This is a genomic window from Leptolyngbya sp. FACHB-261 (assembly GCF_014696065.1).
GTDB lineage: Bacteria > Cyanobacteriota > Cyanobacteriia > FACHB-261 > FACHB-261 > FACHB-261.
This window is the reverse complement of record NZ_JACJPL010000031.1, coordinates 260,283-282,769: the sequence shown is the minus strand read 5'-3', so window position 1 is coordinate 282,769 and position 22,487 is coordinate 260,283. Positions and strand designations below refer to the sequence as shown.

General features: G+C 55.2%; 22 protein-coding genes. 10 read left to right on the top strand and 12 right to left on the bottom strand.

Annotation, left to right across the window (positions count from 1 at the left end; all coding sequences use genetic code 11):
• Window positions 1-45: 45 nt before the first annotated feature.
• Window positions 46-438 carry a response regulator gene (locus tag H6F94_RS26465; protein ID WP_190805266.1) on the top strand — a complete coding sequence of 131 codons (393 nt, stop codon included), beginning with the start codon at window positions 46-48 and terminating at the stop codon, window positions 436-438.
• Window positions 435-1,109 (top strand): endonuclease III domain-containing protein, encoded by a 675-nt coding sequence (locus H6F94_RS26460; protein ID WP_190805265.1) that lies wholly within the window; start codon window positions 435-437, stop codon window positions 1,107-1,109. Before H6F94_RS26465 ends, H6F94_RS26460 begins: the two co-directional genes overlap by 4 nt.
• On the opposite strand, the gene H6F94_RS26455 is transcribed toward H6F94_RS26460, so the two are convergent.
• Entirely contained in the window at window positions 1,082-4,132 is a 3,051-nt protein-coding gene (locus tag H6F94_RS26455) for a family 10 glycosylhydrolase (RefSeq protein WP_190805264.1), read from the bottom strand. The genes H6F94_RS26460 and H6F94_RS26455 overlap by 28 nt on opposite strands.
• Window positions 4,132-6,909, bottom strand: a complete 2,778-nt coding sequence (locus H6F94_RS26450) for a DEAD/DEAH box helicase (protein ID WP_313949380.1) — start codon at window positions 6,907-6,909, stop codon at window positions 4,132-4,134. The genes H6F94_RS26455 and H6F94_RS26450 overlap by 1 nt, the downstream gene beginning before the upstream one ends.
• Window positions 6,910-7,103: 194 nt before the next feature.
• On the opposite strand from H6F94_RS26450, the gene H6F94_RS26445 reads away from it, so the two are divergent.
• On the top strand, window positions 7,104-7,964 hold the full coding sequence (locus H6F94_RS26445) for a prephenate/arogenate dehydrogenase (RefSeq protein WP_190805263.1): 861 nt from the start codon (window positions 7,104-7,106) through the stop codon (window positions 7,962-7,964).
• Here the strand turns inward: H6F94_RS26445 and H6F94_RS26440 are convergent.
• Both H6F94_RS26440 and alr read right to left on the bottom strand, forming a co-directional pair.
• Entirely contained in the window at window positions 7,949-9,226 is a 1,278-nt protein-coding gene (locus tag H6F94_RS26440; RefSeq protein WP_190805262.1) for a tRNA nucleotidyltransferase/poly(A) polymerase-related protein, read from the bottom strand. The two genes, H6F94_RS26445 and H6F94_RS26440, sit on opposite strands and share 16 nt — an antisense overlap.
• A gap of 13 nt (window positions 9,227-9,239) precedes the next feature.
• Window positions 9,240-10,403: an alanine racemase gene (alr, locus tag H6F94_RS26435; protein WP_190805261.1), complete on the bottom strand. Its 1,164-nt coding sequence runs from the start codon at window positions 10,401-10,403 to the stop codon at window positions 9,240-9,242.
• 154 nt (window positions 10,404-10,557) lie between these two features.
• Between alr and H6F94_RS26430 the strand changes: the two genes are divergently transcribed.
• Together H6F94_RS26430 and H6F94_RS26425 are read left to right on the top strand one after the other, a co-directional pair.
• Window positions 10,558-13,113, top strand: a complete 2,556-nt coding sequence (locus H6F94_RS26430) for a sigma 54-interacting transcriptional regulator (RefSeq protein WP_190805260.1) — start codon at window positions 10,558-10,560, stop codon at window positions 13,111-13,113.
• 51 nt (window positions 13,114-13,164) lie between these two features.
• Window positions 13,165-13,566 carry a cupin domain-containing protein gene (locus tag H6F94_RS26425; protein WP_190805259.1) on the top strand — a complete coding sequence of 134 codons (402 nt, stop codon included), beginning with the start codon at window positions 13,165-13,167 and terminating at the stop codon, window positions 13,564-13,566.
• On the opposite strand, the gene H6F94_RS26420 is transcribed toward H6F94_RS26425, so the two are convergent.
• From H6F94_RS26420 to H6F94_RS26395, 6 genes are all read right to left on the bottom strand, one after another.
• Entirely contained in the window at window positions 13,563-13,700 is a 138-nt protein-coding gene (locus tag H6F94_RS26420; RefSeq protein ID WP_190805258.1) for a hypothetical protein, read from the bottom strand. The genes H6F94_RS26425 and H6F94_RS26420 overlap by 4 nt on opposite strands.
• A gap of 284 nt (window positions 13,701-13,984) precedes the next feature.
• Window positions 13,985-14,344 (bottom strand): MHYT domain-containing protein, encoded by a 360-nt coding sequence (locus tag H6F94_RS26415; protein ID WP_190805257.1) that lies wholly within the window; start codon window positions 14,342-14,344, stop codon window positions 13,985-13,987.
• Window positions 14,328-15,104, bottom strand: coding sequence for a Uma2 family endonuclease (locus H6F94_RS26410; RefSeq protein WP_190805256.1), 777 nt, complete (start codon window positions 15,102-15,104; stop codon window positions 14,328-14,330). The genes H6F94_RS26415 and H6F94_RS26410 overlap by 17 nt, the downstream gene beginning before the upstream one ends.
• A 25-nt stretch (window positions 15,105-15,129) precedes the next feature.
• Entirely contained in the window at window positions 15,130-16,002 is an 873-nt protein-coding gene (locus tag H6F94_RS26405; RefSeq protein ID WP_313949379.1) for an S-methyl-5'-thioadenosine phosphorylase, read from the bottom strand.
• Window positions 16,003-16,019: 17 nt separating this feature from the next.
• Window positions 16,020-16,862 carry a CheR family methyltransferase gene (locus tag H6F94_RS26400; protein WP_190805255.1) on the bottom strand — a complete coding sequence of 281 codons (843 nt, stop codon included), beginning with the start codon at window positions 16,860-16,862 and terminating at the stop codon, window positions 16,020-16,022.
• A 38-nt stretch (window positions 16,863-16,900) separates the two neighbouring features.
• Entirely contained in the window at window positions 16,901-17,455 is a 555-nt protein-coding gene (locus H6F94_RS26395) for an HNH endonuclease (RefSeq protein WP_199320671.1), read from the bottom strand.
• Window positions 17,456-17,631: 176 nt separating this feature from the next.
• On the opposite strand from H6F94_RS26395, the gene ndhL reads away from it, so the two are divergent.
• The 5 genes from ndhL (at window position 17,632) to map (ending at window position 21,231) form a co-directional block, all read left to right on the top strand.
• Entirely contained in the window at window positions 17,632-17,859 is a 228-nt protein-coding gene (gene ndhL / locus H6F94_RS26390; RefSeq protein ID WP_190805254.1) for an NAD(P)H-quinone oxidoreductase subunit L, read from the top strand.
• A 27-nt stretch (window positions 17,860-17,886) separates the two neighbouring features.
• Window positions 17,887-18,234, top strand: a complete 348-nt coding sequence (locus H6F94_RS26385) for a DUF3007 family protein (RefSeq protein ID WP_190805253.1) — start codon at window positions 17,887-17,889, stop codon at window positions 18,232-18,234.
• 64 nt (window positions 18,235-18,298) lie between these two features.
• Window positions 18,299-19,096, top strand: a complete 798-nt coding sequence (trpA, locus tag H6F94_RS26380) for a tryptophan synthase subunit alpha (RefSeq protein WP_190805252.1) — start codon at window positions 18,299-18,301, stop codon at window positions 19,094-19,096.
• A 530-nt stretch (window positions 19,097-19,626) separates the two neighbouring features.
• Entirely contained in the window at window positions 19,627-20,268 is a 642-nt protein-coding gene (locus H6F94_RS26375) for a hypothetical protein (protein ID WP_190805251.1), read from the top strand.
• Between the two features lie 141 nt (window positions 20,269-20,409).
• Window positions 20,410-21,231, top strand: coding sequence for a type I methionyl aminopeptidase (gene map / locus H6F94_RS26370; protein WP_190805250.1), 822 nt, complete (start codon window positions 20,410-20,412; stop codon window positions 21,229-21,231).
• A 173-nt stretch (window positions 21,232-21,404) separates the two neighbouring features.
• Here the strand turns inward: map and H6F94_RS26365 are convergent, their stop codons facing one another.
• Both H6F94_RS26365 and rpmA read right to left on the bottom strand, forming a co-directional pair.
• Window positions 21,405-21,836, bottom strand: a complete 432-nt coding sequence (locus H6F94_RS26365) for a response regulator (RefSeq protein WP_190805249.1) — start codon at window positions 21,834-21,836, stop codon at window positions 21,405-21,407.
• A gap of 345 nt (window positions 21,837-22,181) precedes the next feature.
• On the bottom strand, window positions 22,182-22,484 hold the full coding sequence (gene rpmA / locus H6F94_RS26360) for a 50S ribosomal protein L27 (RefSeq protein WP_190805248.1): 303 nt from the start codon (window positions 22,482-22,484) through the stop codon (window positions 22,182-22,184).
• Between the last annotated feature and the right edge of the window lie 3 nt (window positions 22,485-22,487).

Sequence of the window (22,487 nt, the reverse complement as noted above, 5' to 3'; positions counted from 1 at the left end):
TCTTCAGATAACAGTAGTAATAGCCAGAACAAGCTGCGAGGCACCATGACCACTGTCTTGATTGTGGAAGATGACCCGATTAATGCTCGCGTCTTTTCCAAGATTCTGACCAAACGGGGCGGCCTGGAGGTTAGACACACAGAGGATGTTGAGGAAGTGATGACCATTGCGCGTGCGGGCGAAATAGACGTCATTTTGATGGATGTTTCCCTAGCCCACAGCACTTACCAAGGCAAATCGGTTGATGGTATTAAGATCACGCAGATGCTTAAAGCGGACCCCGTTACGGCTAAACTGCCGATTATTTTGGTGACAGCTCACGCGATGCAAGGAGATCGAGAAAACTTCTTGAAAGCGAGTGGCGCTGATGACTATATCTCTAAACCGGTAGTTGATCACCAGCAATTTGTAGATCAAGTTCTCTCGGTTCTACCTTGAGTGAGTGGATCGCTTGGATCCTAACGCGTCTCGAACTTGCCTATGGTCCCCGCACCTGGGTCCCGCCCGACCCTGGGCGGACCCCCACCGATGAGTTGATTGGCACTATTCTCAGCCAGAACACCACCGATACCAACAGTGGCCGCGCTTTTGCGGCCCTGAAGCAGCGCTTCCCCGACACCCGTGAGCTGTTGCATCTTCCTCGCCTAGAACTTGAAGCCACAATCCGGGTTTGCGGCCTGGCCCGGACAAAGGCTCAGTACATTAGTACTACTCTAGCCCGCTTCTGGCAAGACCAGCAGGACATCGAAGGCCACTTCCTCTGTGCATGGCCCCCAGAAAAAGCCTGGGCTTATCTCATATCACTGCCGGGCATCGGTCCCAAGACTGCTGCCTGCGTGTTGATGTTCCACTGCGGGGCGCCTGTCCTGCCAGTGGATACTCATGTTCATCGAGTGGCGACTCGGCTCGGGTTGATTGCGCCTAGCCGTCAGCGCGGCGTTGCTGTCCACCAGGCGCTTCAAGCCCAACTACAACCCGAGCAGGTGTATCCCTTCCACGTTCTGCTCATTCAGCACGGACGTCAGACTTGCAAAGCTCAAAAACCTCGCTGTCAAGCCTGTGTGCTGCGGGAGGGTTGCGTTTATGGCCAGACTCTGACTTCCGCTTGAGGGTCAGCGCTGACCTGATTGGTTCGATTCGACCGGGCTATGGTCGTGCGTTCGCCAAAACGCAGTAAAGCGTCAAGGGCTTCGAGCCGGTTCTGCCAGGTCCGCAGGCGGTAGGGCCGCTCCAGCGCATCCAGACGCATCCAGCGGTTCAGCCCTGTGCGCATCTGCGCTAGGGCTGTGCGAGCCGTCTCTAGATTGGCCCGAGATGGCGTGCGCGTTAGGGCTCCCAAGGCCGAATCTAGCGTGGTGGCTTGCTCACGCCAAGCCGTGCGTTCGTTATCGCGGATCCAAAGTTGGTTATTGCGATTCAGATAGTCCCACTCGCGTCGTAAGCCCTTAAACCGAGCTTGGGCTGCGGCAAATGGCTGACGATAGGGCACGATGCTGCCGTCTGCATCTAAGCCTGCTGGTGTACAAGCAGCGGGACTAGCGGTGCTGGCAACTGGGGTTGTTGCACCCGTGGGGCAGGCCGTTGAAGCTATTGGCGAGAGGATCTGCTGCAAACCATCGCTTAGATGAGCCGCGGCAAATAGAGAATAGCCCCCAGCAGGCAAGTCACGTACGCTTTGGAGTTGGTCGATAAACTCGGCTTCGGGTAGATTTAACAGCTTCAGGCTGGGTAAGAACAGCACCGGAGCCTGTCGGACCTGAGCCAGCGACGGTTCTACCAATGCCTGTAAGCGGGTGGTGCTTAGCGCATAGGTCATGGGCACCAGTAAGTCAATGTCTCCCTTACGCGCCCAGGTTTCCCAATGCTGTTGCAACTCCAGGGTGCGGTCGTGTTCAGGAAGTGGAAACACCGCAGCCGACAGGATTAGGCTGGGACGGACACTGCGCACCATGCGGGCGGTCTCAGCCACAAACTGATTGACTTGCTCGGTGCGGAACTCGGTCCACAACCACCACAGTGAGCGGTCAGCAGGCGTAATCGTTAGTGGATCAACACCGCTAATTTGCCGGAATTGCTCTCGTGCCGCTTGACCGTAACCATAGGTACGCCTAGCGCCAGGGTCTTGGAACGGATAGCGGATATAGTCCAGGTGCAAGCCATCCACCTTGTAATTGGTAGCAATTTCGCGGAATAGCCGCAGCAGAAAGCTGCGCACCTGTGGGTTTGCTGGGTCTAAAAAGGGTTTTCCCTGTCCCGGCGGCACTAAGCTGCCCCGGTTGTCGAAATTGGCCCAGCCGGGATTGCGGGCAATCAGTGGACCGGGGTAGTTGGCGGGTAAGCCCAGCAGCGCGTTGTGGCGGTCATTGCCAGCAGCGAAGACCCAGACCCAGGCATGCAGCTCCATCTTGCGCTCGTGAGCTAAGCGCACAGCCGCCGCCAGGGGATCCCAACCGCGTGTCAGTGGATTCTGCTCTGGGGCAACTTGGCTAGGGTAAATAGGATAACCCGCATTCATCGTCTCAAAAAAGACGGTGTTGACTCCAGCGGCGGCCAGTCGGTCAAAGACCCGAGTCAGACCTGCCTCAGAGCCCGCTTCCACAATCGTGCCCCGGTCCAACCAGATAGCTCGGACTTCTGGCAAGGCTGTCAGCTGCTCTGTCGGATAAATGGCGCGTAAACTATCGCGGGTTGCAGCCCATTGCAACCGGGCCTCAGCGTACTGACCGGCTGTGACTAACTTAGGGAAGTCTTGCAAAAAACGTCGAGCCTGGTCGAGCGCCTGATCATCGGCAGCAGGTAGAACTGCTGAAGTTGAGGCATTACTGGCGACGCGGCTGACCAGGGCACTCTCAACTCGGCCTAGCAGTTCCGATAACTCTCGGCGCAGGGCGATTGATTCCAGGGGGCTGATCGGTGTAATTGGAGCTGGCACAGGCTCCGGCTGCATCCAGCTCGGATCCAAAATATCAGTGTCTTCAGTCGGTTGAACCTGCTGAGACGGCGATGAAGCAGTTCCCAGTACATCGTTGATCGCTCGACGGCTGGCCGGAGCAGCACCAAGTCGCAGGCCTCGCAATTCTGCTAGGGTCGGTGTGCGACGCTCGGCGCGACGGGATGGAGTCGGGGCGGTTCGCGACTGTCGCAGTTCTGCCAAGGTGGGTGTCCGACGGCTAGCCGTTGGGGTAGCTACAGGGCCAGGGACAGGTCTAGTTAGGGGTCTAGCTACAGGACTGGTTGCGGGGCTGGTTCCGGGGCTAGTTCCGGGAGTGCCCAGCTGAATGCGGTTGGGGGTTGATGCAAGCCCCAGTTCCGGACGAACGGACTGCACCGGCGCACTCTGAGCCAGCCGGTCTGCCCCAAAGTAACCTAACGCTGCCCGCAACCAGCGGCCATCTGAGTTCGCCATGATTGGGGTATTGGTTCCCCATTGCCAGCCAAGAAATGCAACTTGCTGGGTGGCCACGACCGCAGGCGGCTTTCCCTGCTGATCCCAGGCAGCGACTGTTTGGCTATCGAGACCCGTGGGAATCAAAACGCCCCCCTGCAAGCCAGCCTCTGGGGGGGTATCTGCCGTCCCGCCCCAACGAGACTGAAACTCGCGCCGAACCGATAGACCTGCACTGCGATCCAGGCTAGATGACCAGTAAGCTCCCAGTAAACTGCGCAAGGACTGCTGTACAAACTGCGACGAGCGGCTACCCACAGGACCACTGACAATCAGGCGGCCACCGCCTTGTAGCCACTGGCGCAAAACTTCAACTTGCTCAGCACTCAACAGCGATTGGTTGGGCAAAAACAGTACGCCCTGGTTACCCAAAAGGGTCTGTAGCGCTTGCAGGGTCTGGAATTGCTCTGGCTCCACAACTCGATAGGCCACGCCAGTCCGGGTCAGGCGGGCTTGAACGTCAGACCATTGAGTTGTATCGTTACTCCGGACCACACCCAGAACCAGGGTTTCGGCAGTGTCCCCTGGAGTCTGAGCTATGACCGAAGCGGAGGCATTGGCCTCGATAGGGAAAACAGGTGGCTCAGATGCAGATGCACCCAGCCCTGCGCCCAAAGAATTTAGAGTCAGAACAGTGCAGGCAGACAGGAGTCCTCTCCTGCGCCAGACTTGACGATCGAGCGGCATCAAACTACCTCGTTCACAGGAAAACGGTCAATGAGCTGGATTGCTCGTTGGGCATTTTGTCTTAGGACTTCGTTCAGGTGAGGCGTGTGAGGTAACTGAGCCAGAAGATCTAGAGTTCGCCGCATCATCCGCACCACATCTCCTTCATCTAGACTTGTGCCGCCAATCAGGTCAGGCCAGTCCAAACCCAGAGCCCATTGCTCCACCAATCCCACCAAGTCGTACTCCAGCCAGACTGGCATGACCACTTGGTGACGCCGCTGTAGTTGAAAGAGCTGTCGCCGGATGCCACGCAAGCCCGAGAGAGCTTCTTCCACCTCGCCCGAAGGTTGATACTGAGCCCAACTATCGGGTCTGGCAGCTTCACTAACCAACGCAGCCACGGCTGCGGCTAGATGATGGGGAGCCAGGTCGTCCAGTTCGCCCGAGGCCAGTGCTAGCGCCAACCACAGTTCGTTGTCGCCCCGCAGAGCCGCCGCCACTTGACCGACCGGCGTAGGCTGTAATCGGTCCATTCCTTCCGGTTGGCGCGGACGATGGATTTCCTCTCCTTCACGTCGGGCTCGGGCGCGTCCGGAACCTGACTGGGGCTCAGCTGGAAGAGGCTCCAGACAACCAAAGCTTTGCAAAATCTCAACGAGACTGAGAAATTCGCGCCAATGCCGCTGGGACTGGGCACCGAGCTGGCGTTGCTTAACCTCCAATTCCTGACGCAGTTGTTGATAGCGACGCTGTTTCTTCGCCAGATTGCCCCGATCAGCCCATTGATGAGCTGGGTGGGCGGCAATCTGGTCTTCTACCATGCCCAAGCGCTGAAGCTGTTGCCGGACCTCTGGGGAGGGATCTGGCAAGGGCAAAGGCGGAATACTGCGGGCCACAACGACTGTTTGCTCATCGCCCTTGCGACTTGAACCACGTTTGAGCGGCAGTTCTAGGGGCGGGGATAGGTGATCGGCAGCCTCTAGACGGGGCCGATCGGGATGCATCAGCAGCACCTCATTGGCGGCAATCACTCGCCAGCGGTTATCGGCTCCTAGGCAGATTAGCAGCGGAAACTGACCAGGGCCGGGAATGCGGCTGACCAGAACGGCTTCTAGAGGTTGCGGCGTTTGCGCGTTGGGAGCCAGGGTCAGCAGCGTGCCGGAAATTGCATATTGCAGCAGGGCTACCTGGTCGTGAAAGGCGTGTTCTTCAGCCTGTTGCTCCAAAATTTTCAGCAGACGGCGCTCTTCTTTAAGACGCTCCTTGAGCTTTTCGTAGCTATTGACCAGTTCCAGGTCAACATCGCGAAACTGCGTTTCTAGGCTGCGCAACTCCGCAGTCAGCTTCTTGACTTGCTCCTGTTGTGGGCGCAAGTGAAGGGTCGCTAGGTACTGCCCAAAGCTGAGTTCGATCAGCGAACGGGCTTCTTCCATGGTGTGGCGCTGCAGCAGGTTCAAGACCATGCCGTAGCTGGGAGCAAACTGGCTGACCAACGGATCGGCACCAGCCGTGCACAGATAGGCAGCCTCTTTCGCTCCTTCGAAGGGAGTCTGGACGGTCACAACATAGCCCTGAGCGTCCATGCCCCGCCGACCAGCACGACCGGCCATTTGCAGAAACTCAGAGGGGTTGAGTAGGCGATGGCCACGGTCGGTGCGCTTAGACAGGCTAGAAATAACCGTGGTGCGGGCTGGCATATTAATACCCGCCGCCAGAGTTTCGGTGGCAAACACCACTTTGATCAGGCCCTGCTGAAACAGTTCCTCAACTAAGCCCTTCCAAGCAGGCAAAATCCCGGCATGGTGCGCTGCGATGCCTCGGTACAGCGGTTCAACTTGACCGGAGCGACCCGCATCAGGATTTTGTTCCAGGAAATGGTTGATCTGCTCACGCAACCGATCGGCTTCCGCTGCGTTAACCAGACTCATCTCGCCCAATTCGGCTACGGCTTGGTCGCAGCCGCGCCGACTGAAAATGAAGTAGATCGCAGGCAGCATGTCGCGGCTGCGCAACTGATCCAGTACAAACGCGAGCGGCGGGGCTTCCTGCCGATTGCCACGCGGTTGGCCGGACTTGGGATTGCGATGCCGCTCGTTGGCTTTGAGGTTGGGGTTAATCCGAGTGCCACTGCCGTCCAACAGAGGAAACAGCCCCTTGGGATTGCAGAAGGAGAATTGCAGAGGGACCGGTCGGAAGGTGGAATAAATCAGCTCAGTTGGCCCGTGCACCTGATCGATCCAGTCTGTGAGCTGATCGCTATTGGCAACTGTGGCTGAAAGCGCTACCAGTTGAACTTCCGCTGGGCAGTAAATGATCGACTCTTCCCAAACCGTGCCGCGCTGACGGTCGTTCATGTAGTGGCACTCGTCGAGGACCACAGCCTCGACCCTGGCTAACGAGGTGCCGACCTCGCCAATTGCCGTGCCATAGAGCATGTTGCGGAAGATTTCGGTCGTCATCACCAAAATCGGCGCTTCGCGGTTGATCGAGATGTCGCCGGTCAGTAACCCCACCTGCTCTGCCCCAAACATTTTGCGGAAGTCGCGCAGTTTCTGGTTGGAGAGTGCTTTGAGGGGGGTGGTGTAGAAGACCCGACGACCCTGAGCAAGCGCTCGATAGATTGCGTACTCACCGATTAGGGTTTTGCCGGAACCCGTGGGAGCACAAACCACAATCGAGCGTCCTGCTTGCAGGGCTGCAATGGCTGAGCGCTGAAATTCATCAAGCTGAAACGGAAATAGACTAGCCAGGTCCAACGAGGTAGACCCCAACGCTAGAGAATCAGAAGGGGGCACAGTCACTCAAGGTGGAGGAGCGGGGGAGCGGCTGCAGATCAGGCAACGCCTAATGCCTAATGCAGTATGCGTAACATCATATCGCTAGCCTCTCTATGAGACTGTCGTGGTAACCCAGCCTGACCGTTTCTTTACTTACTCCCACAGTTAGTCCCACTAAGGCTGAGCCCCTAAGCGCAAGCATGAGCGAAAGTATGAGTGAAACCCCAGCCCAATCTATTGGCATTGTCGGTCTCGGGCTGATCGGCGGCTCTCTGGCGATGGACTTTAAAGCTCTGGGACACCGGGTGCTGGCGGTGGCTCGTCGGTCTGAAACCTGTCAGGCAGCCCTGAACCGTCAGGTTGTGGACGAGGCGACAACTGACCTGAGCTTGCTCCAAACTGCAGAGGTGATCTTCATTTGCACCCCTCTCGCGGCCATTGAAGCTACTGTGTGCCAGCTAGTGCCATTGCTCAAAGCTGAAACCGTCCTCACCGATGTCGGCTCAGTTAAGGCACCAGTAGTCACCCAGATCGCACCGCTATGGCCAAATTTTGTCGGCGGACATCCGATGGCAGGGACTGCAGAACAGGGCTTGGAAGCTGCGCAGGCTGGACTGTTCCAGGGTCGAGCTTACGTTCTGACGCCCACTTCAGACACACCGAGCCCTGCGCTTAAAACAGTTACGGCTCTCGCCCAGTCCCTTGGCAGTCGGGTCTACCAATGTGCCCCGCAAGCCCACGACCAGGCCGTGGCCCAGATTAGCCACTTGCCGGTCATGGTTAGTGCCAGCCTGATTGCTGCCTGTGAAGCTGAGCCCAACGCTCAAATCCGGAGCCTGGCTCAGCAGTTTGCCAGTTCTGGCTTTCGAGACACCAGCCGCGTCGGTGGCGGTAATCCAGAACTAGGTGTGCTGATGGCCCGCTACAACCGAGAGAGCCTGCTGTCAGCGCTCTCTCAGTACCGCCACTGTCTCGATCAAGTTACTGGCTGGATCGAAACCGAAAATTGGTCAGTGCTGGAGCGGAGCCTCAGTCAAACTCAGCAAGCCCGTCCTGCCTACCTGGACGAGTAATCTGAACGCACTAGCAAGCGGGCAAGTTCCAGAGCCTCTGCCTGGTTGTAGATCTGGCCTTCGGCATGGGCCAGCTTCAATGCGGCCAGCAATTGCCCAATTTGAGGACCGGGCATGATCTCTAAGGCTTGAATAAGCTCGGTGCCAGTGACCAGCGAGGAGGCATGCGCTACCGGATCATCAGCGTCTAAAAACCGTCTCAGCCAGGGATCTAGTGCTTCTGCCGAGATGCCAACGGCTGCGGCTAGAACGCAGAGCGCTGGCAGGGTATCGCCTGCTGCCTGGAATAAGCGGTATTGCTGGCAGCGGCTGAGGGGAAAGGCCTCAATCAAGTGCAGAAACCGAGGCAGCAGTTGCAGCAGTTGCAGCACAAAGCGAGTTTCGGCTCGGCTGTAGCGCAGCTCGCTCAGGCAATACTCTAGGGCATCGACATCGACAGTCTCGGCTAATAGCAAGGCGGCTAGTTTGGTGCCCATCAAAACTGTGCGCTGATCGCACAGAGATTCGGCCAGCAGGGATTTCAGCTCGGGCCAGTGCGCTGTGAGCTGATGGCTCTGTTGGTCTACCGCCGCTAGATGCTCAAAGTGCGACTGCTGAAGCTTGGGCAGCCAAGGACGCAACAGACCATCTTGCCAGGCCGCTTGTAGCCAGGGTGTGCCCTCAGGATGGCGCAGCAAGTAACCAATTTCGGTGCGCACCCGCTCAGCTGCTACCTGCGCCAAAGCTGGCGCTAATTGTTGCAGCGCAGCTCGGGTTTGAGGCTCGATGGTGAACCCCAACTGGGCTGCTTGTCGATAGGCCCGCAGCAACCGCAGGGGATCTTCCTGCAAGTTGGCGGGACTAACCATGCGGATGTAGCCAGCCTGTAGGTCTCGGTAGCCGTTTAAGGGGTCAATGATTTCGTCACCATGCGGATCCCAGGCGATCGCATTCACGGTGAAATCTCGGCGCTGCAAGTCGGAGGTGAGACTATCGCCACACTGCCGAGCTAGATCGACTGTGGCCGTCTCAAAGACGACCCGAGCGATTTCGCGCTCGGCGTCCAGCAACACGAAACCAGCCTGATGGCGGTAGGCCAGGGCTTTTGCGGCTGCAACGGTGCCGCTCGGCAAGACAAAATCTAGATCCAGACGGGGGCTCACCCGATTTAACAAGCTGTCCCGGACAGCACCTCCCACCAAGTAAGCCGGGTTTGGTAGCTCGTCCGGCGTGAAGGGCCAGGTCTGGGGATTAACAGCGCCAGAGCGCTCCTTTGCGGTCACAGATTCGCAATGATTACCTAGAAGATGGGGCACTCTGCTCAAACTGAGGGGCACGGCGTACAGTCACGCGGGGCAAACGGTGCTTAAACCCACAGAGGATCTCCCAGGAAATAGTTCCCAGGGCCTCGGCCCAGTCCTCAGCGCTGATTTGCTCCGCTCCATCTTCGCCTAGAAAGGTGACGACTTCACCCTCCTGGGCATCTGGTACTGCCGTTACGTCAATCATGCATTGATCCATAGTGATTGCACCAATTTGAGGCACGCGCACGCCTCGTACAATTGCTTGCAGGCGATTGGAGAGCAGGCGTGGTACCCCATCGGCATAGCCAATTGCTACAGTTGCTACCCGAGTCTCTTGTGACGCCACGAAGAGATGGCCGTAACTGACGCCTGTGCCTGGCGCAATCGTTTTGACCTGGGTGATGCGCGCCCGAACTTGGAGCACAGGTCGCAGGTCCACGTGGAGACTCAGATGCGGTGCTGAATAGAGCCCGTATAGAGCCAAGCCTGTTCGTACCAAGTCGTAGTGGAGGTCAGGGTCCGCGAGAGTGGCAGCAGAGTTGGCGAGATGCAGCCGTTGCTCGGTCAACCCGGCTGAACGGACCTGTGCGACTACCTGCTCAAAACGCTGCTGTTGCAGTTGCATCAAGGCCGGGTTGGGGTCGTCAGCCGTGGCTAGATGGGAGTAGATCGAGGCGATTTTGAGGTTGGGTAGCCGTTGCACCAGTTGCACAAACTCCAGGGCTGACTGCCAAGACGTGCCCAACCGAGACATGCCGGTGTCGATTTTTAGGTGCACGGCCAGGGGCGTAGCCAGGGTTTCCGCGTAAGTTAGTGCCTGCTTGGGGGTGCAGATGGTTGGCTGAAGTTGAGCCTGGGCCACGGCCTGCACCTCTTCTGGCGTATTTGTGGCTCCCAGCAGCAAAATTGGGGCTGGAATGCCTGCCGCACGTAGTTCCAAGCCTTCCGGTAGAGTGGCGACGCCCAGCCAGGTTGCCCCTGCGGCTAGAGCGCTTTGGCTAACTGTGACTGCGCCATGTCCATAGGCGTCGGCCTTGACTACAGCCAGCAGCTCAGTACTGGGTTTGAGCAGACCACGTAGGGCACGAACATTGTGCTCCAAGGCATTGAGATCGACTTCAACCCAGGCCCGATGGGTCAGCTCCCAGTTCTGCATGCTGGCACTCCACACTTCACACCGTCAGGCTACCAAGGCCACTGGTAGCCTGAATTCCTCTGGTAAGGGGATCTCCAAAGGTCGGGTGAAGGGCTCGATATGATCGGGATGTCTTGGCGCTTGCATCAAGGCGCTTGCAGCAGGGAGATCTCCAATGTCTACCGCTTCAGATCCTTCCCAGGTGAGTTGGTTGCAGCAGATGACTGCGCTGAATGTGCTGAGTGATGAGGTGGTGGCAGCGCTAGCGGCTGCCGTCGTGGTCGAGCCCTTTCAGGAAAACCGCCGCTTGGTTCTGGAAGACACGCCACCGCAGGCGCTGTACATTCTGCGCCAAGGGCGATTGGAAACCTACCACACTAGCCCCAGTGGTCCGGCTGAGGCAGCCAGTCTACTCCCTGGTGCTGTGATTCACCTGCAAGAGTTGCTACTCGATCGTCCGGCGCAGCAAACGGTGATTACTCTAAGCGATGGCGAACTCTGGACGATCCCCAAAGCCGAGTTCGAGGCGCTGAGCCGCCAGTATCCACAGATCGCTCGCGTCGTCTCGCAGCAGTTGGCTGATGAACTGGCAACAGTAGCCTCGCAATTGGCCCTAGAGCAGGAGCGCTCAAACACTCTGCGGCCTTACCTGGTACCCAAAGCCACCCGTGGCATTGTCGGCTCTAGTCGCTATGCTGTGCGCTTGCGTCAGCAGATCCGCGAAGCTGCTAACGATCGGCGTCCGGTCTTGATTTTTGGCGAAGCGGGTACCGGTAAGGTCAATGCTGCCGCTCTGATTCACTTCATGTCCCCGAACCGCCGCGAGCCGTTGATCCGTTTGAACTGTGGTGCGCTTCAGACTAGTGGGGCCGATCTGTTTGGGCGGACAGGTGGCAAATTAGGTCTGCTGGCGCTGCTAGGTCAGGGCACCCTGGTTCTCGACCACGCCCAAGATCTGCGCCCCGAGCTGCTGACCAAGCTTCAGGTGCTAATGCGCGATGGCACTTACAGTCCGGTGTCGCGGGACGGGGAACCATCTGCCGCTCAAACTAGCGAAGCCCGCATTATCTTCACGGCTGAACAGGTGGTACCGGGACTCAGTGACGAGCGCAAACTGCTGGGACACACGATCAAAGTGCCGCCTTTGAGGGTGCGTAAAGAAGACATTGAAGCCCAGGTCAATTACTATGCCAGTCTGTTTAGTCGAGCCGAGAGTATTGCCCGTCCCAGCATTTCACCGGAAGCGCTGCGCCGTTTGCAAAGCTACGATTTTCCCGGCAATTTGCCAGAACTTCAGAGCTTAGTGGAACGGGCAATTGTGCAATCGCGACGCGAGACTGGCGATGCTACAGAACTTACCGAAGAAGTATTCTGGGGAACCCGCGAAAAGAAGCGCTCGTTCCGGTTGAATTTGCTCAACGCTTACCCTGCTTTGCGTAATTTTTTGCGCAGTCCCTGGTGGCCGGATCGCATTAACTACGGTTTTACTTTTGGCTTTTTTGCCGTTGTTGTGGCCCTGCTATTATTTGGACCGCAAACTCGGGATCAAAACCTGGCGCTGAATTTTTTTTGGGCCTGGTGGTGGCCTCTAATCTTGGTAGCCTTCCCGTTTGTGGGAAGGCTGTGGTGCTCGGTCTGCCCGTTCATGATCTATGGCGAAGTTGCCCAGAAGCTATCCCTGGCGATCTATCCGCGTCAGCTTAAGACTTGGCCTCGTGAGAGTGCTGAGCGTTGGGGCGGCTGGTTTCTGTTTGGGTTGTTCACGCTGATTTTTCTCTGGGAAGAATTGTGGCACCTGGAGAATGTGGCTTATTTATCGGGCTGTTTGTTGTTGCTCATTACAGCGGGAGCAGTAATCTTTTCGCTGCTGTTTGAGCGGCGTTTTTGGTGTCGTTATCTATGCCCAATTGGGGGCATGAATGGTCTATTTGCCAAGCTTTCGATGGTTGAATTGCGGGCGCAACAGGGTGTGTGTTCGGCGGAGTGCACGACTTATCAGTGTTATAAGGGCGGTCCTCAAAAAGGCGAAGGACTAGAAACCTTCGGTTGCCCTGTTTATTCCCATCCGGCACAACTTTCTGAGAACCGCGACTGTGTGCTTTGCATGACCTGTCTCAAAGCCTGCCCGCACCGCTCGGTGGAATTGAATCTGCGTCCGCCTGGCATTGAATTGTGGACTAGTCACACGCCAACCACTTATGAAGTGGCGTTGTTGCTGTTGCTGTTTGGTGGCACATTTCTCCATCGCTTGCCGGAGCTGTTGCCGCGATTGGGGCTGAGCTGGGATTTAGAGAATTTCTGGGTCCATGCTGGGGCCTCGATGCTGATTTTGCTCATTCCCACTGCGGTGACTTTGCTGGCTTATGGTCTGATTCGGCTGTTTAGCCGCAAGCTGAAACCCCGTTCGTTCATCGAACTGGCCTATGGCTATCTGCCGCTGGTGCTGGGTGGCAGTCTGGCTCACTATCTGCGGTTGGGCTTGACGGAGGCGGGTCGTCTGCTGCCGGTAGGGGCAGCGACGTTTGGCTATGGCATGGGGACATTGCCGGTATTTGTGGCCCATCCTGCTGTGGTGGAATTCTTGCAGGCAGTGACGCTGTTGGCTTCGTTGCTACTCACGGTTGTGCTTACGCAGAAGATTGCCCGTCAGCCGTTTCGGTTGCTGCTGCCTCAGCATTTTGCAGCTCTTGCTTTGACTTGGGGTTTGTGGCAATTAATTGTAGGGGTCTAACCTTGGCTCTTGTTCCCGGCTAGCAGGACAAACTGAATCAGGAGGGCATTGATGAAAGTTGCGAAGAACTTCGAGACCGAACTGGCTAGCGTGACGGAGTTTTGGTCGCCTAAGGTGGTGAGCCAAGTGAATGACCAGTACATCAAGGTCGCAAAGCTTAAGGGTGAGCTTGCTTGGCACAAGCATGACAACGAAGATGAGCTATTTCAGGTGGTCAAAGGGCGACTGGTGATCCAGTTTGAAGATGGTGATGTGGAACTGGGTGAGGGTGAATTTTGTGTGGTGCCCAAAGGTGTGATGCACAATCCGGTTGCCAAGGACGAATGCTGGATTGTGCTAATTGAAACGGTTACGACCAAGCACACAGGCGATGTTGAAACGCCGCTCACGAAGACGATTGAGCAGCAGCTTGCCTCGGACAAGCTGCCGTTTTCCGGATATCTATTCGCTTAGACGTAGCGGGTCAGGACGCACATTTTCTGACCCGGATTGTTAGGGCTTGGAATGATTTCGCTACACTCATAGGATTGGGCGAAGCTGAGGATGTACAGGCTGTAGATTTGATCTAGAAATGGGTTGAGGAACATGAATTCTCAAAGCTATCTCCGCGTTGAGAAACACCTAGCAAATAAATTCGCCGGATCTTAATTGCTAGATTTCCATTTCCTCACCTCAATTTGCAGGACCGGTAATAGCAAGTTATCTTCTATTTCAAATCTCCATTGATAATGATGGCGTAACAGTTCAAGGACGTACTAATGGCCTGGTTTTACAAATCAGTTTTGAGTACTGGCGATTGATCTGAAACGCATCTCGCTTAGCCTTCAACCATACAAAGCTAACTAAATTAAAAGCGAGACTGACTTAATAACTAACCCTTTTCGGGCTCCTCAACGCTACCTGGTTCAAGTTGCTGAACTTGGTTTTCTGTCAATTCATCAGCGCTACTGACACCTTCCAAGCTATTCAGCCGTTGCTCTAACACCTCTACACTTTCCGCTAGAGCAGAACTATTTCTAGACCGACCACCAGGGCTAAACCAAACCGCAACTGTGCTGATCGTGATCGCCGTAACCACAGCCACCGGCAGCAACGGACCACTTTGCGTAACCTTCACCAGTGGAATGCAGATCGCCAGCATTCCTGTACCCAAAGCCCACATCACCGAAGTCGCAGCAATTCTAATGCCACCTCTAAAAGGCTCAGCCTGCTGCTCAAACTTTGGGGCCATCCGCTGCTCCTGAGTCTACGTCAGTGAGAAATTTACTGGGGTCAATTCCTTGGGCTCGTAAATTCTCAAGCAGAGACTCAAGCTGCTGTGAAGCTTGTTCTGCCCGTTGACGCTCTTGCTCAGCGCGTTGACGTTCCTGCGCTGCCAGTTCCTCTGGTGTCGTCAACCTTCTCCCAGATCGGTCGTACCAATATAGCCACTCTCGCATCCAGCCCCCATACTCGCCCTGACCTCGGCCAATACCCAGTTCAATTTCAGGCAACCATACTGGCTCACCGGGTAAGCGAACATATTGACCATCCGTTAGCTGATAGACCTCGAACGGCTCATGCTTATCCCTGCGCCAAAAATCAGGATTGTAAATGACGTAATACAACGCCCCTAACTGGGCGTACTTTGCCAGCTTCTCGTCATACTCGCCGCCATAAGTTTGGGAAACAGATTCTAGAACAAGCTTGGGAACTACCCAATTCTCCTCCCAAAGCACATAGCTCAACCTTCCCGGCTCCCGCGTGCGCCTCGGCACACCCAAACTCAAAAAGCCATCAGGCACAATCGGTATTGGTCGCGGAGAAGGCGTGTAGTAGATTCCCATATCTACGCCAAAAAACCAGTCCATCCGCTTCGGCCAAGCCAAGGCCAAACTGGCTAAAAGCAGATTAGGAATCAGGTTTTGAAACTCGTTATCCACAGGGGTGTCGTCAGAGTCAGGCAGTTCCTCTGCGGATGGCAGGTATGCTAGCGGGTCATACTGTACCATGACGATTCCCCTCTGCAGATACCGATTAAAGGTACTTCTTTAATAGCAAACTCAATCGCTCCTTCGTCGCTTCTGGCACTTTATCTAAAGGGGTCAAGAGCGCATATTTGAGTGCGTGATGAGCTTCCGATTCTGGTGGATTTTCACCCAAACGACGCACCGTTTCTTGAATTACTTTTTGAGCGTTCACGGCATTGCGTTGCAGATTGCCAATCACCATCTCAACCGTGACGCTATCGTGATCTGGGTGCCAACAATCGTAATCCGTCACTAGTGCCAGAGTTGCATAAGCAATCTCAGCTTCGCGGGCCAATTTTGCCTCTTGAAGATTGGTCATGCCAATCACCGTTGCCCCCCAACTGCGATACAAATTCGACTCTGCCTTGGTTGAAAAAGCAGGCCCTTCCATGCAGATGTAGGTGCCGCCGCGGTGCACTTGCACATCGCCCAAACCTTCAGCCGAGTCTGCCAAAACACTGGCCAATTTTGCGCAAACCGGATCGGCAAAACCAATATGAGCCACTAACCCCTCACCGAAGAAGGTATCCACGCGATGACGAGTGCGGTCAATAAACTGGTCAGGAATCACCATATCCAGCGGCCGCGCTTCTTCTTTGAGCGAGCCCACCGCTGAGGCCGAGATCAGGTATTCCACGCCTAGAGACTTCATGGCGTAGATATTGGCGCGGAAGGGAAGTTCGGTGGGCAGAAGCGTATGACCACGCCCATGTCGGGCCAGAAATGCAACCCGCGTGCCCTCCAAACTGCCGACAATTAGCCGATCCGAAGGGGCTCCAAAGGGAGTCAGCACGTCCAGTTCTTCCAGATCCTGAAGCGCCTCCATCTGATACAGACCACTGCCGCCGATGATGCCAATTTTGATTTCTGCGTTCTGCACTCTCAAAGCGCCCCTGCTTAGACACCAAGTTGACTGGAGCTTAGCAGACTTGGACTGTAGAGATGACGCGCCAGACCATTCAGGCCCAAAGCTTTCCAGCCACTCAACCGCTCTGACTTGCCTAGCCAGAGCCGACCATCGGGCTTGAGCCCAGAGAGCAAGCGTTGTACCAACCGTCTTTGTGCCCCCTCATGCAGATAAATCAGCAAATTACGGCACAGAATCCAATCACAGCTTTTAGGAAAGGAACTGCTGAACAAATCCTGGCGACGCCATTCAATGCAATCGCGTAATTCTGGCTGGAATTGCCAATGGTTACCCACGGCTTGCAGATAGGGGCGTAGGCGATCCCAATGACCCTCTAGTTCCTCAGGCCGATAAATCCCTGAACGGGCTTGCTGCAAAGCTCTCTCGCTCCAATCGCTGCCAATCAACTGGACTCGATCCAGGGCCCTACGTTCCGCTAATAAGACCGCTAGAGAGTAAACCTCCTGCCCAGTAGCGCAAGCCGCACTCCAGATTCGGATTGGCTTAGCAGACCGATGCAACAAGCGCTCTAGCCAATCCTGCTTAAATTCTTGCCATAGTTCACGGTCTCGAAAAAAAGCCGTCGTTGAGATTGTCAAGCGTCCGGTTAAACGCTTGAGAGCCTCAGGATTCTGCTCCAGGTAAGCCTGATAGAGCAGTGGGTTGTCATAGCCAGCAGCCTCTGCATATAACAACAGCCTGCGTCGGATTTGGTGGGGCTTGTAAGCGTAGAGGTCGAGACTGAGCACCGCCCCCAACCAGAGCAGAAAAGGCTCCCAAGCCGCATCCCATGCTGGTAAATCTGTTCCGAGTTGAGCAGGGTTGGCAAGCATGGCTATTGGTCCCAGGCGATTCGATGGTTGATTGTCGATTACAGAGGCAGGTCTCTGGCCTGCCGGGTCAGAATTAGCGTCTGTTGTTCTAGTTGCTGCGGCGTCGCCGCAGGGTAATTCCAAACAGGGGGGGAACCAATCGGCCCAAAACTGAGTTGTTCGGCTTCTAATTCGGGCTCCGCCAAAAGCCCTAAGCGCTCTGCGATTTCATGCAAGCGAGCAGGCAAGGCCGCAGGGCGTCCGGGAAAGGCCGGATCAAAGTGGATTACTGCATCCAGCTTCCATAGGTTGCAAGCCTGACACAGTGGCTGGAGATTAAGGGCTTGATTCGGTCCCCCTCGGCTGACTGGAATGATGTGATCCCGAGCGACTAACCCTGCTTGATGCCAACTTTTGCCACAACAAGGGCAGCGATTATACTGCCGCTGCAACTGCCAAAATTCTGCGTCCATCACTCGCCCCTCAGGGTCATAGCGAGCGCGGCGCTCTTTGGCCTTCTGGCTTTTCTGCTGCTTGAGTGTCAAGGCGGCACAGCCCATGCAGGGCGTGGTCTCAAACAGAAAGGTTTGTAAGCACTGGGGGCAGGTAAACATAGATAGTGCTGTTTGCCCAGACAGGGCTGTTAGCCAGACTCAGCTAAGCCAGACATAGTGTACTGGACGCTTTCCTGATTCAGTAGCTCTGTCGTGAACGGACAAAGGCTGGGGGGTACAAAGTTCGGAGGTAAGATGAGGTCAGTTATCCAGCGTTCTTTGGCCTCTGAACCATCATGTCTTTTGCTGCTGATCTGCCGTTGGTGCCATTCCTCTATCTGGGCGTGGGTGGGGCCTTTCTGGTCGTATTACCATTGCTAGTCTTTATTTACGCACGCGACCGCTGGTACGCCGCCGGTTCGATTGAACGCGTATTTATGTACTTCTTGATCTTCTTGTTTTTCCCAGGGTTGCTCTTGCTCAGCCCCTTTCTCAACTTCCGCCCCAAGCCCCGTCAGGTTTGAGGTTTCGTTAAGGTCCGTCCAAGCCTAATGCGACGTATTGATGTTTTAACTATTGGCCTGGTGGCATTTCTGGCGGGGGGCGGTATCTATCTCGCCTTTCGCCAATTTGGATTAGATTCTCAAGATGCAGGCATTTGGAGCCAGGTCCTGCTGGTGGTGGGCTTGGTGGCTTACCTGAGCACTTATCTACTCCGGGCAGTTAGCCACAAAATGACCTACAACCAGCAGCTCAAAGATTACGAAGAGGCTGTGTTGGCCAAGCGGCTGGCGGAGATGAGCCCCGAAGAACTGGCGCAGTTGCAGACAGAAGTCGAAGCGGAGCGCCAAAAGCAGAGTGACTCGGCAAGCCCACCAGAGCTACACTCTCCCGGCTAACGTTGAGCCGGTGCCCCCTAAGCCGCTATGCTCCAGGAGTATTGCAACGTCTTCTGTGGTTTCCATGCTTTCTGTGTCTGCCCGCTTTGAACAACTACGCGAACGGGGCGAACGAGCTCTGATTCCCTTCATTACAGCTGGCGATCCAGACTTGGCGACCACAGCCGAGGCACTGCGCCTCCTCGATCGTAGCGGTGCCGACTTCATTGAACTGGGCGTTCCCTACTCTGATCCTCTGGCTGATGGACCCGTCATTCAAGCTGCTGCAACCCGTGCCCTAGCCCGTGGTACTCGCCTGGCTCAGGTTCTGGAGGTGGCTCAGCAGGTGAGTCCTAGCTTGCGGGCGCCGCTGATCCTATTCACCTACTACAACGCCATTCTCAATTGGGGCATTCGGTCTTTTCTAGAAAAGATCTATGCCAGCGGCGCCCGGGGTTTAGTGGTGCCCGACCTGCCTCTGGAGGAAGCGCAAGGATTGCTAGATACAGCTGCCGACGTTGGCGTAGAAGTCATTCTGTTAGTCGCACCGACCAGTCCCCCCGAGCGCATTCAAGCAGTTGCTCAGGCTTCGCAGGGCTTCATCTATCTGGTCAGTACCACGGGTGTAACGGGGGTACGAGCCCAGGTAGGCCAGCAGGTTCAGGAGCTTTTGATGAGCCTACGCCAAGTCAGTGACAAGCCAATCGGGGTAGGCTTCGGCATCTCTCAGCCTGAACATGCCCGCCAAGTCGTGGAGTGGGGCGCAGATGCGGCGATTGTTGGCAGTGCTTGTGTGAAACGCCTCGCTGATCCCCATCAAGGCCTGCCTGCACTAGGGGATTTCTGTCGCACCCTCAAGACAGCCATTGCCACCGCCGAGTAGCGATATATACAAGAGTTGAAATTGAATTCTCTGTTGTAGACCCAGCTGCAACCCAGTCTGGGCATACGTTTGATTACACCAGGTCTAAGCTAAATAGCTTAAGCTTCCGGCAATGCTGTTCCAGTGGTTGTACTGAGTTATACTAAACACAGCTCTACGTCCTTCTTAAGTACACTTAGAGTGGGTCGTATTTACCGCAAGCTCTAGCCATCCAAGACTTCAGGGAATCGTACTCTGTCTTTAGGTATAACTTCTCAAATCTTCCGGAGCGGATATCCCTGTCAACGTGATGAATGACAGGATTCTCTAATCTGTAGGACAAGGGATGAACTACCAAGACAGTAGCCGATTGATCTGGCAATGCCCATTTATTAGGGCTTTATGGATGGATAAAGTGCTTGTAAATTCACGGGGAAACTCTTAATCCTTCCCGGTCGCCCGTGTTTCTATGGGGATGGTAGATTGTCTCAGCATTATTGCTTGCGAGTAATAGCGTAGTCAGACAAACCAAACCAAAGGAACGGGGGCTTATGGTTGCTTGTACGATTGTCCAACCGGCAGGTCGAACTGCCGGTCGAAAAGCCAAGATGCTAGAACAACTCTCCAGCCAATCCATACCTACAGAGCGTGGCAGTAACGCGGCTGTTCAACAGAACGCGGATCACGAAGATGCCCTTGCTCCTTTGGCTTGCCCATTGGCCTGTGAGGCCTTTATGGTGCTGGATTTTGAAGGGTTGCCAGACTTCAAACCTGTTGATATTCACTTTCAATCTCAGGGAGTCACCTTTGCGGGGCCAATCGCGTTGCGCCCTTCTAACCCCGCTTTTCCACCCCATTCGGGCAACACTGTTTTGTTGGGTGCTCAGGAAAACCGTCGTCCCATCGAGGCAATCTTCGCCAAGCCTGTGGAGTTCGTCGGAGCCTGGGTGACCGCCTCAAAACCCATGATCATGTCCGCCTACGACGCCGCCGGCCAGCTGCTAGACCAAGCGACGTTGTCAGCAGCGAATCTGGGCAAGACAGATTCGGGTTTATCACCCAACCAGTTTTTGAGCGTGCGAGCAGTTGGTATTCACAGAGTCACCTTCACCTGCTACGACGGCAACCTAGTGCTGGATGATCTGACATTTTACCCCGCTGTTAGCGCTATTAGTTTAGAGACAACGGTTTAAGCCGCAAAACTCTGGGTAAATTAGGTTAACTTAGGGAGGGCGGGTTTTGCAGACCCAGGCTCCCGCTTGACGTTCCGGCTAGTCTAAACGGGACCACCTTAAACAGGTGTTTTGCCCAGAGTTTGTTACTACGGCATTTTCATGAATATCTTCAGCAATCTGGTTGCCCAACCCGCGCCTTCCCGCACCCGTCAGCGTCGAACCATTGAGATTAAGTCTCGGCGTGAAATCGAAATCATGCGTCAGTCAGCCAAGATTGTGGCGACCGTGCTGAAGGAGATTTCAGAACTGGTGCAGCCTGGCATGACCACTGCCGATCTGGATGCTCACGCCGAGAAGCGAATTCGCGAAATGGGCGCGGTACCCAGCTTTAAAGGCTACAGCGGTTTCCCCGCTTCGATCTGCGCCAGCATCAACAATGAAGTTGTCCACGGGATTCCCAATCCCAAGAAAGTCATCAAGAATGGCGACGTGCTCAAGGTTGACACCGGAGCCTTCTTCCAAGGCTTTCACGGAGACTCCTGCATTACTTTGGCGATTGGACAGGTCTCTGAGGCAGCAGCCAAGCTGATTCAAGTTGCTGAGGAATCGCTCTACAAGGGAATTGAGCAAGTCAAGGCAGGCGCTTACCTGCTAGACCTAGCGGGTGCCATTCAGGACCATGTTGAGAGCAATGGCTTCAGCATTGTCGAAGACTTCACGGGACATGGGGTTGGCCGTAACCTCCATGAAGAGCCCTCCGTTTTCAACTTCCGGACCCACGATCTCCCCAACGTTAAGCTGCGGGAGGGGATGACGCTGGCGATTGAACCGATCGTCAATCAGGGCTCACGTCACACTCGTATCCTAAGTGATCGCTGGACTGCGGTTACGGTTGACAATAAGCTCTCAGCTCAATTTGAGCACACCGTTTTGGTGACAGCCGATGGCTATGAGATTTTGACCGACCGCACCAAGGTCTAAATCTGGGTCAAAGCCACGGTTCCAAAGTAGGCTGCTAAAACTGGAGTTTGAAACTCAAATCCAGGCTCGTATGGGAAAGCGCCTCAGCCGATGCTGAGGCGCTTTCTTTTAGGGATTTATCAGAGGGCTATGAGAGACGTATTCCTGGCCTGTTAAGAGGCAGGCAGAGGCCCTCAAGCTTGCTGAGTGAGGTCATTATCACCGTTTGCTGGTGCCTGGCCTACTTGGCAGATCAATGACACCAGTTCTGGCACTGGTGCTCCCTTAGGGCAGAAAGCGTCAATGCTGGGATTTTGCTCAGAGACTGCCTCCAAGTCATCGTGGGAGGTGTGCAGAATAATGCGAGTCGTTGGTTGGCGTTGCCGAATCGCCTCAGCTGCTTCCAGCCCGTTCAGCTGGGGCATTTGGTAATCCATGATGATAATATCAGGCTGATATTTGTCGCTGAAATCAACAGCCTGAGCACCGTTGCTAGCACTGCCCACTACGACTAGACCTGACTGATGCTGCAAAGCTAGTTTCAAGCTGAGACGAACTAACTCGTCGTCGTCAGCAATGAGGATGCGTAAGCAGGCGGAAGTCGGGAGAGGAGTGTAAGTTGGCACAGGATTTAAGAAGTTAGTTAAAAGGGCAGGGAACGGTTGCTGTCTAGACCCAACATAAGGAGAATAGTGATCTTTAACTCTCTATCTTGAGACAGAAGGAGCATTGAAGATTCCATAAACCTATCGTTCTTCGCCTGAAGAATACATAGGGCCGAAATTAATTCAGCACAATGGCTGACTTATACTGACTAATTAAAATCTTTACAAGAACAGTTTACAAGAAAAAAAGGTGGGCAAATCCTCATAAGGATTACCCACCTCTTTTACTGGAATCTTTCTTTGATTCCTTAGAGTTTAGTAGAAGTAACTACTACAGCTAGAAGTGCCGATTGCTACTCGCCTGGTCTATGCAGCCTCAGTGAGTACTGCTTCTGCAGGCGCCGTTTCGGCAGCAGGAGCGGGGTAGACACTGATTCTCTTGCGAGTTTTGCCAAAACGCTCAAAAGTCACAACTCCGTCAATCGTTGCGAACAAGGTGTCGTCATTACCCCGGCCAACATTGTTGCCTGGGTGAAACTTAGTGCCACGCTGACGAACTAGGATGTTGCCCGCCCGCACGACTTGTCCGCCGTAGCGCTTGACGCCGAGACGCTTAGCGTTAGAATCGCGCCCGTTCCGGGTGCTGCCAGTCCCTTTCTTGTGAGCCATAGG

What these genes read in the sequence shown, in the direction of transcription:
- H6F94_RS26420 (WP_190805258.1), bottom strand. Translation starts at nt 13,700, where the DNA reads ATGTTCCTCAACCCATTTCTAGATCAAATCTACAGCCTGTACATCCTC.
- H6F94_RS26430 (WP_190805260.1), top strand. Translation starts at nt 10,558, where the DNA reads ATGTCTACCGCTTCAGATCCTTCCCAGGTGAGTTGGTTGCAGCAGATG.
- H6F94_RS26445 (WP_190805263.1), top strand. Translation starts at nt 7,104, where the DNA reads ATGAGTGAAACCCCAGCCCAATCTATTGGCATTGTCGGTCTCGGGCTG.
- H6F94_RS26385 (WP_190805253.1), top strand. Translation starts at nt 17,887, where the DNA reads ATGCGACGTATTGATGTTTTAACTATTGGCCTGGTGGCATTTCTGGCG.
- ndhL (WP_190805254.1), top strand. Translation starts at nt 17,632, where the DNA reads ATGTCTTTTGCTGCTGATCTGCCGTTGGTGCCATTCCTCTATCTGGGC.
- map (WP_190805250.1), top strand. Translation starts at nt 20,410, where the DNA reads ATGAATATCTTCAGCAATCTGGTTGCCCAACCCGCGCCTTCCCGCACC.
- H6F94_RS26465 (WP_190805266.1), top strand. Translation starts at nt 46, where the DNA reads ATGACCACTGTCTTGATTGTGGAAGATGACCCGATTAATGCTCGCGTC.
- H6F94_RS26425 (WP_190805259.1), top strand. Translation starts at nt 13,165, where the DNA reads ATGAAAGTTGCGAAGAACTTCGAGACCGAACTGGCTAGCGTGACGGAG.
- alr (WP_190805261.1), bottom strand. Translation starts at nt 10,403, where the DNA reads ATGCAGAACTGGGAGCTGACCCATCGGGCCTGGGTTGAAGTCGATCTC.
- rpmA (WP_190805248.1), bottom strand. Translation starts at nt 22,484, where the DNA reads ATGGCTCACAAGAAAGGGACTGGCAGCACCCGGAACGGGCGCGATTCT.
- H6F94_RS26455 (WP_190805264.1), bottom strand. Translation starts at nt 4,132, where the DNA reads ATGCCGCTCGATCGTCAAGTCTGGCGCAGGAGAGGACTCCTGTCTGCC.
- H6F94_RS26395 (WP_199320671.1), bottom strand. Translation starts at nt 17,455, where the DNA reads ATGTTTACCTGCCCCCAGTGCTTACAAACCTTTCTGTTTGAGACCACG.
- H6F94_RS26400 (WP_190805255.1), bottom strand. Translation starts at nt 16,862, where the DNA reads ATGCTTGCCAACCCTGCTCAACTCGGAACAGATTTACCAGCATGGGAT.
- H6F94_RS26375 (WP_190805251.1), top strand. Translation starts at nt 19,627, where the DNA reads ATGGTTGCTTGTACGATTGTCCAACCGGCAGGTCGAACTGCCGGTCGA.
- H6F94_RS26410 (WP_190805256.1), bottom strand. Translation starts at nt 15,104, where the DNA reads ATGGTACAGTATGACCCGCTAGCATACCTGCCATCCGCAGAGGAACTG.
- trpA (WP_190805252.1), top strand. Translation starts at nt 18,299, where the DNA reads ATGCTTTCTGTGTCTGCCCGCTTTGAACAACTACGCGAACGGGGCGAA.
- H6F94_RS26415 (WP_190805257.1), bottom strand. Translation starts at nt 14,344, where the DNA reads ATGGCCCCAAAGTTTGAGCAGCAGGCTGAGCCTTTTAGAGGTGGCATT.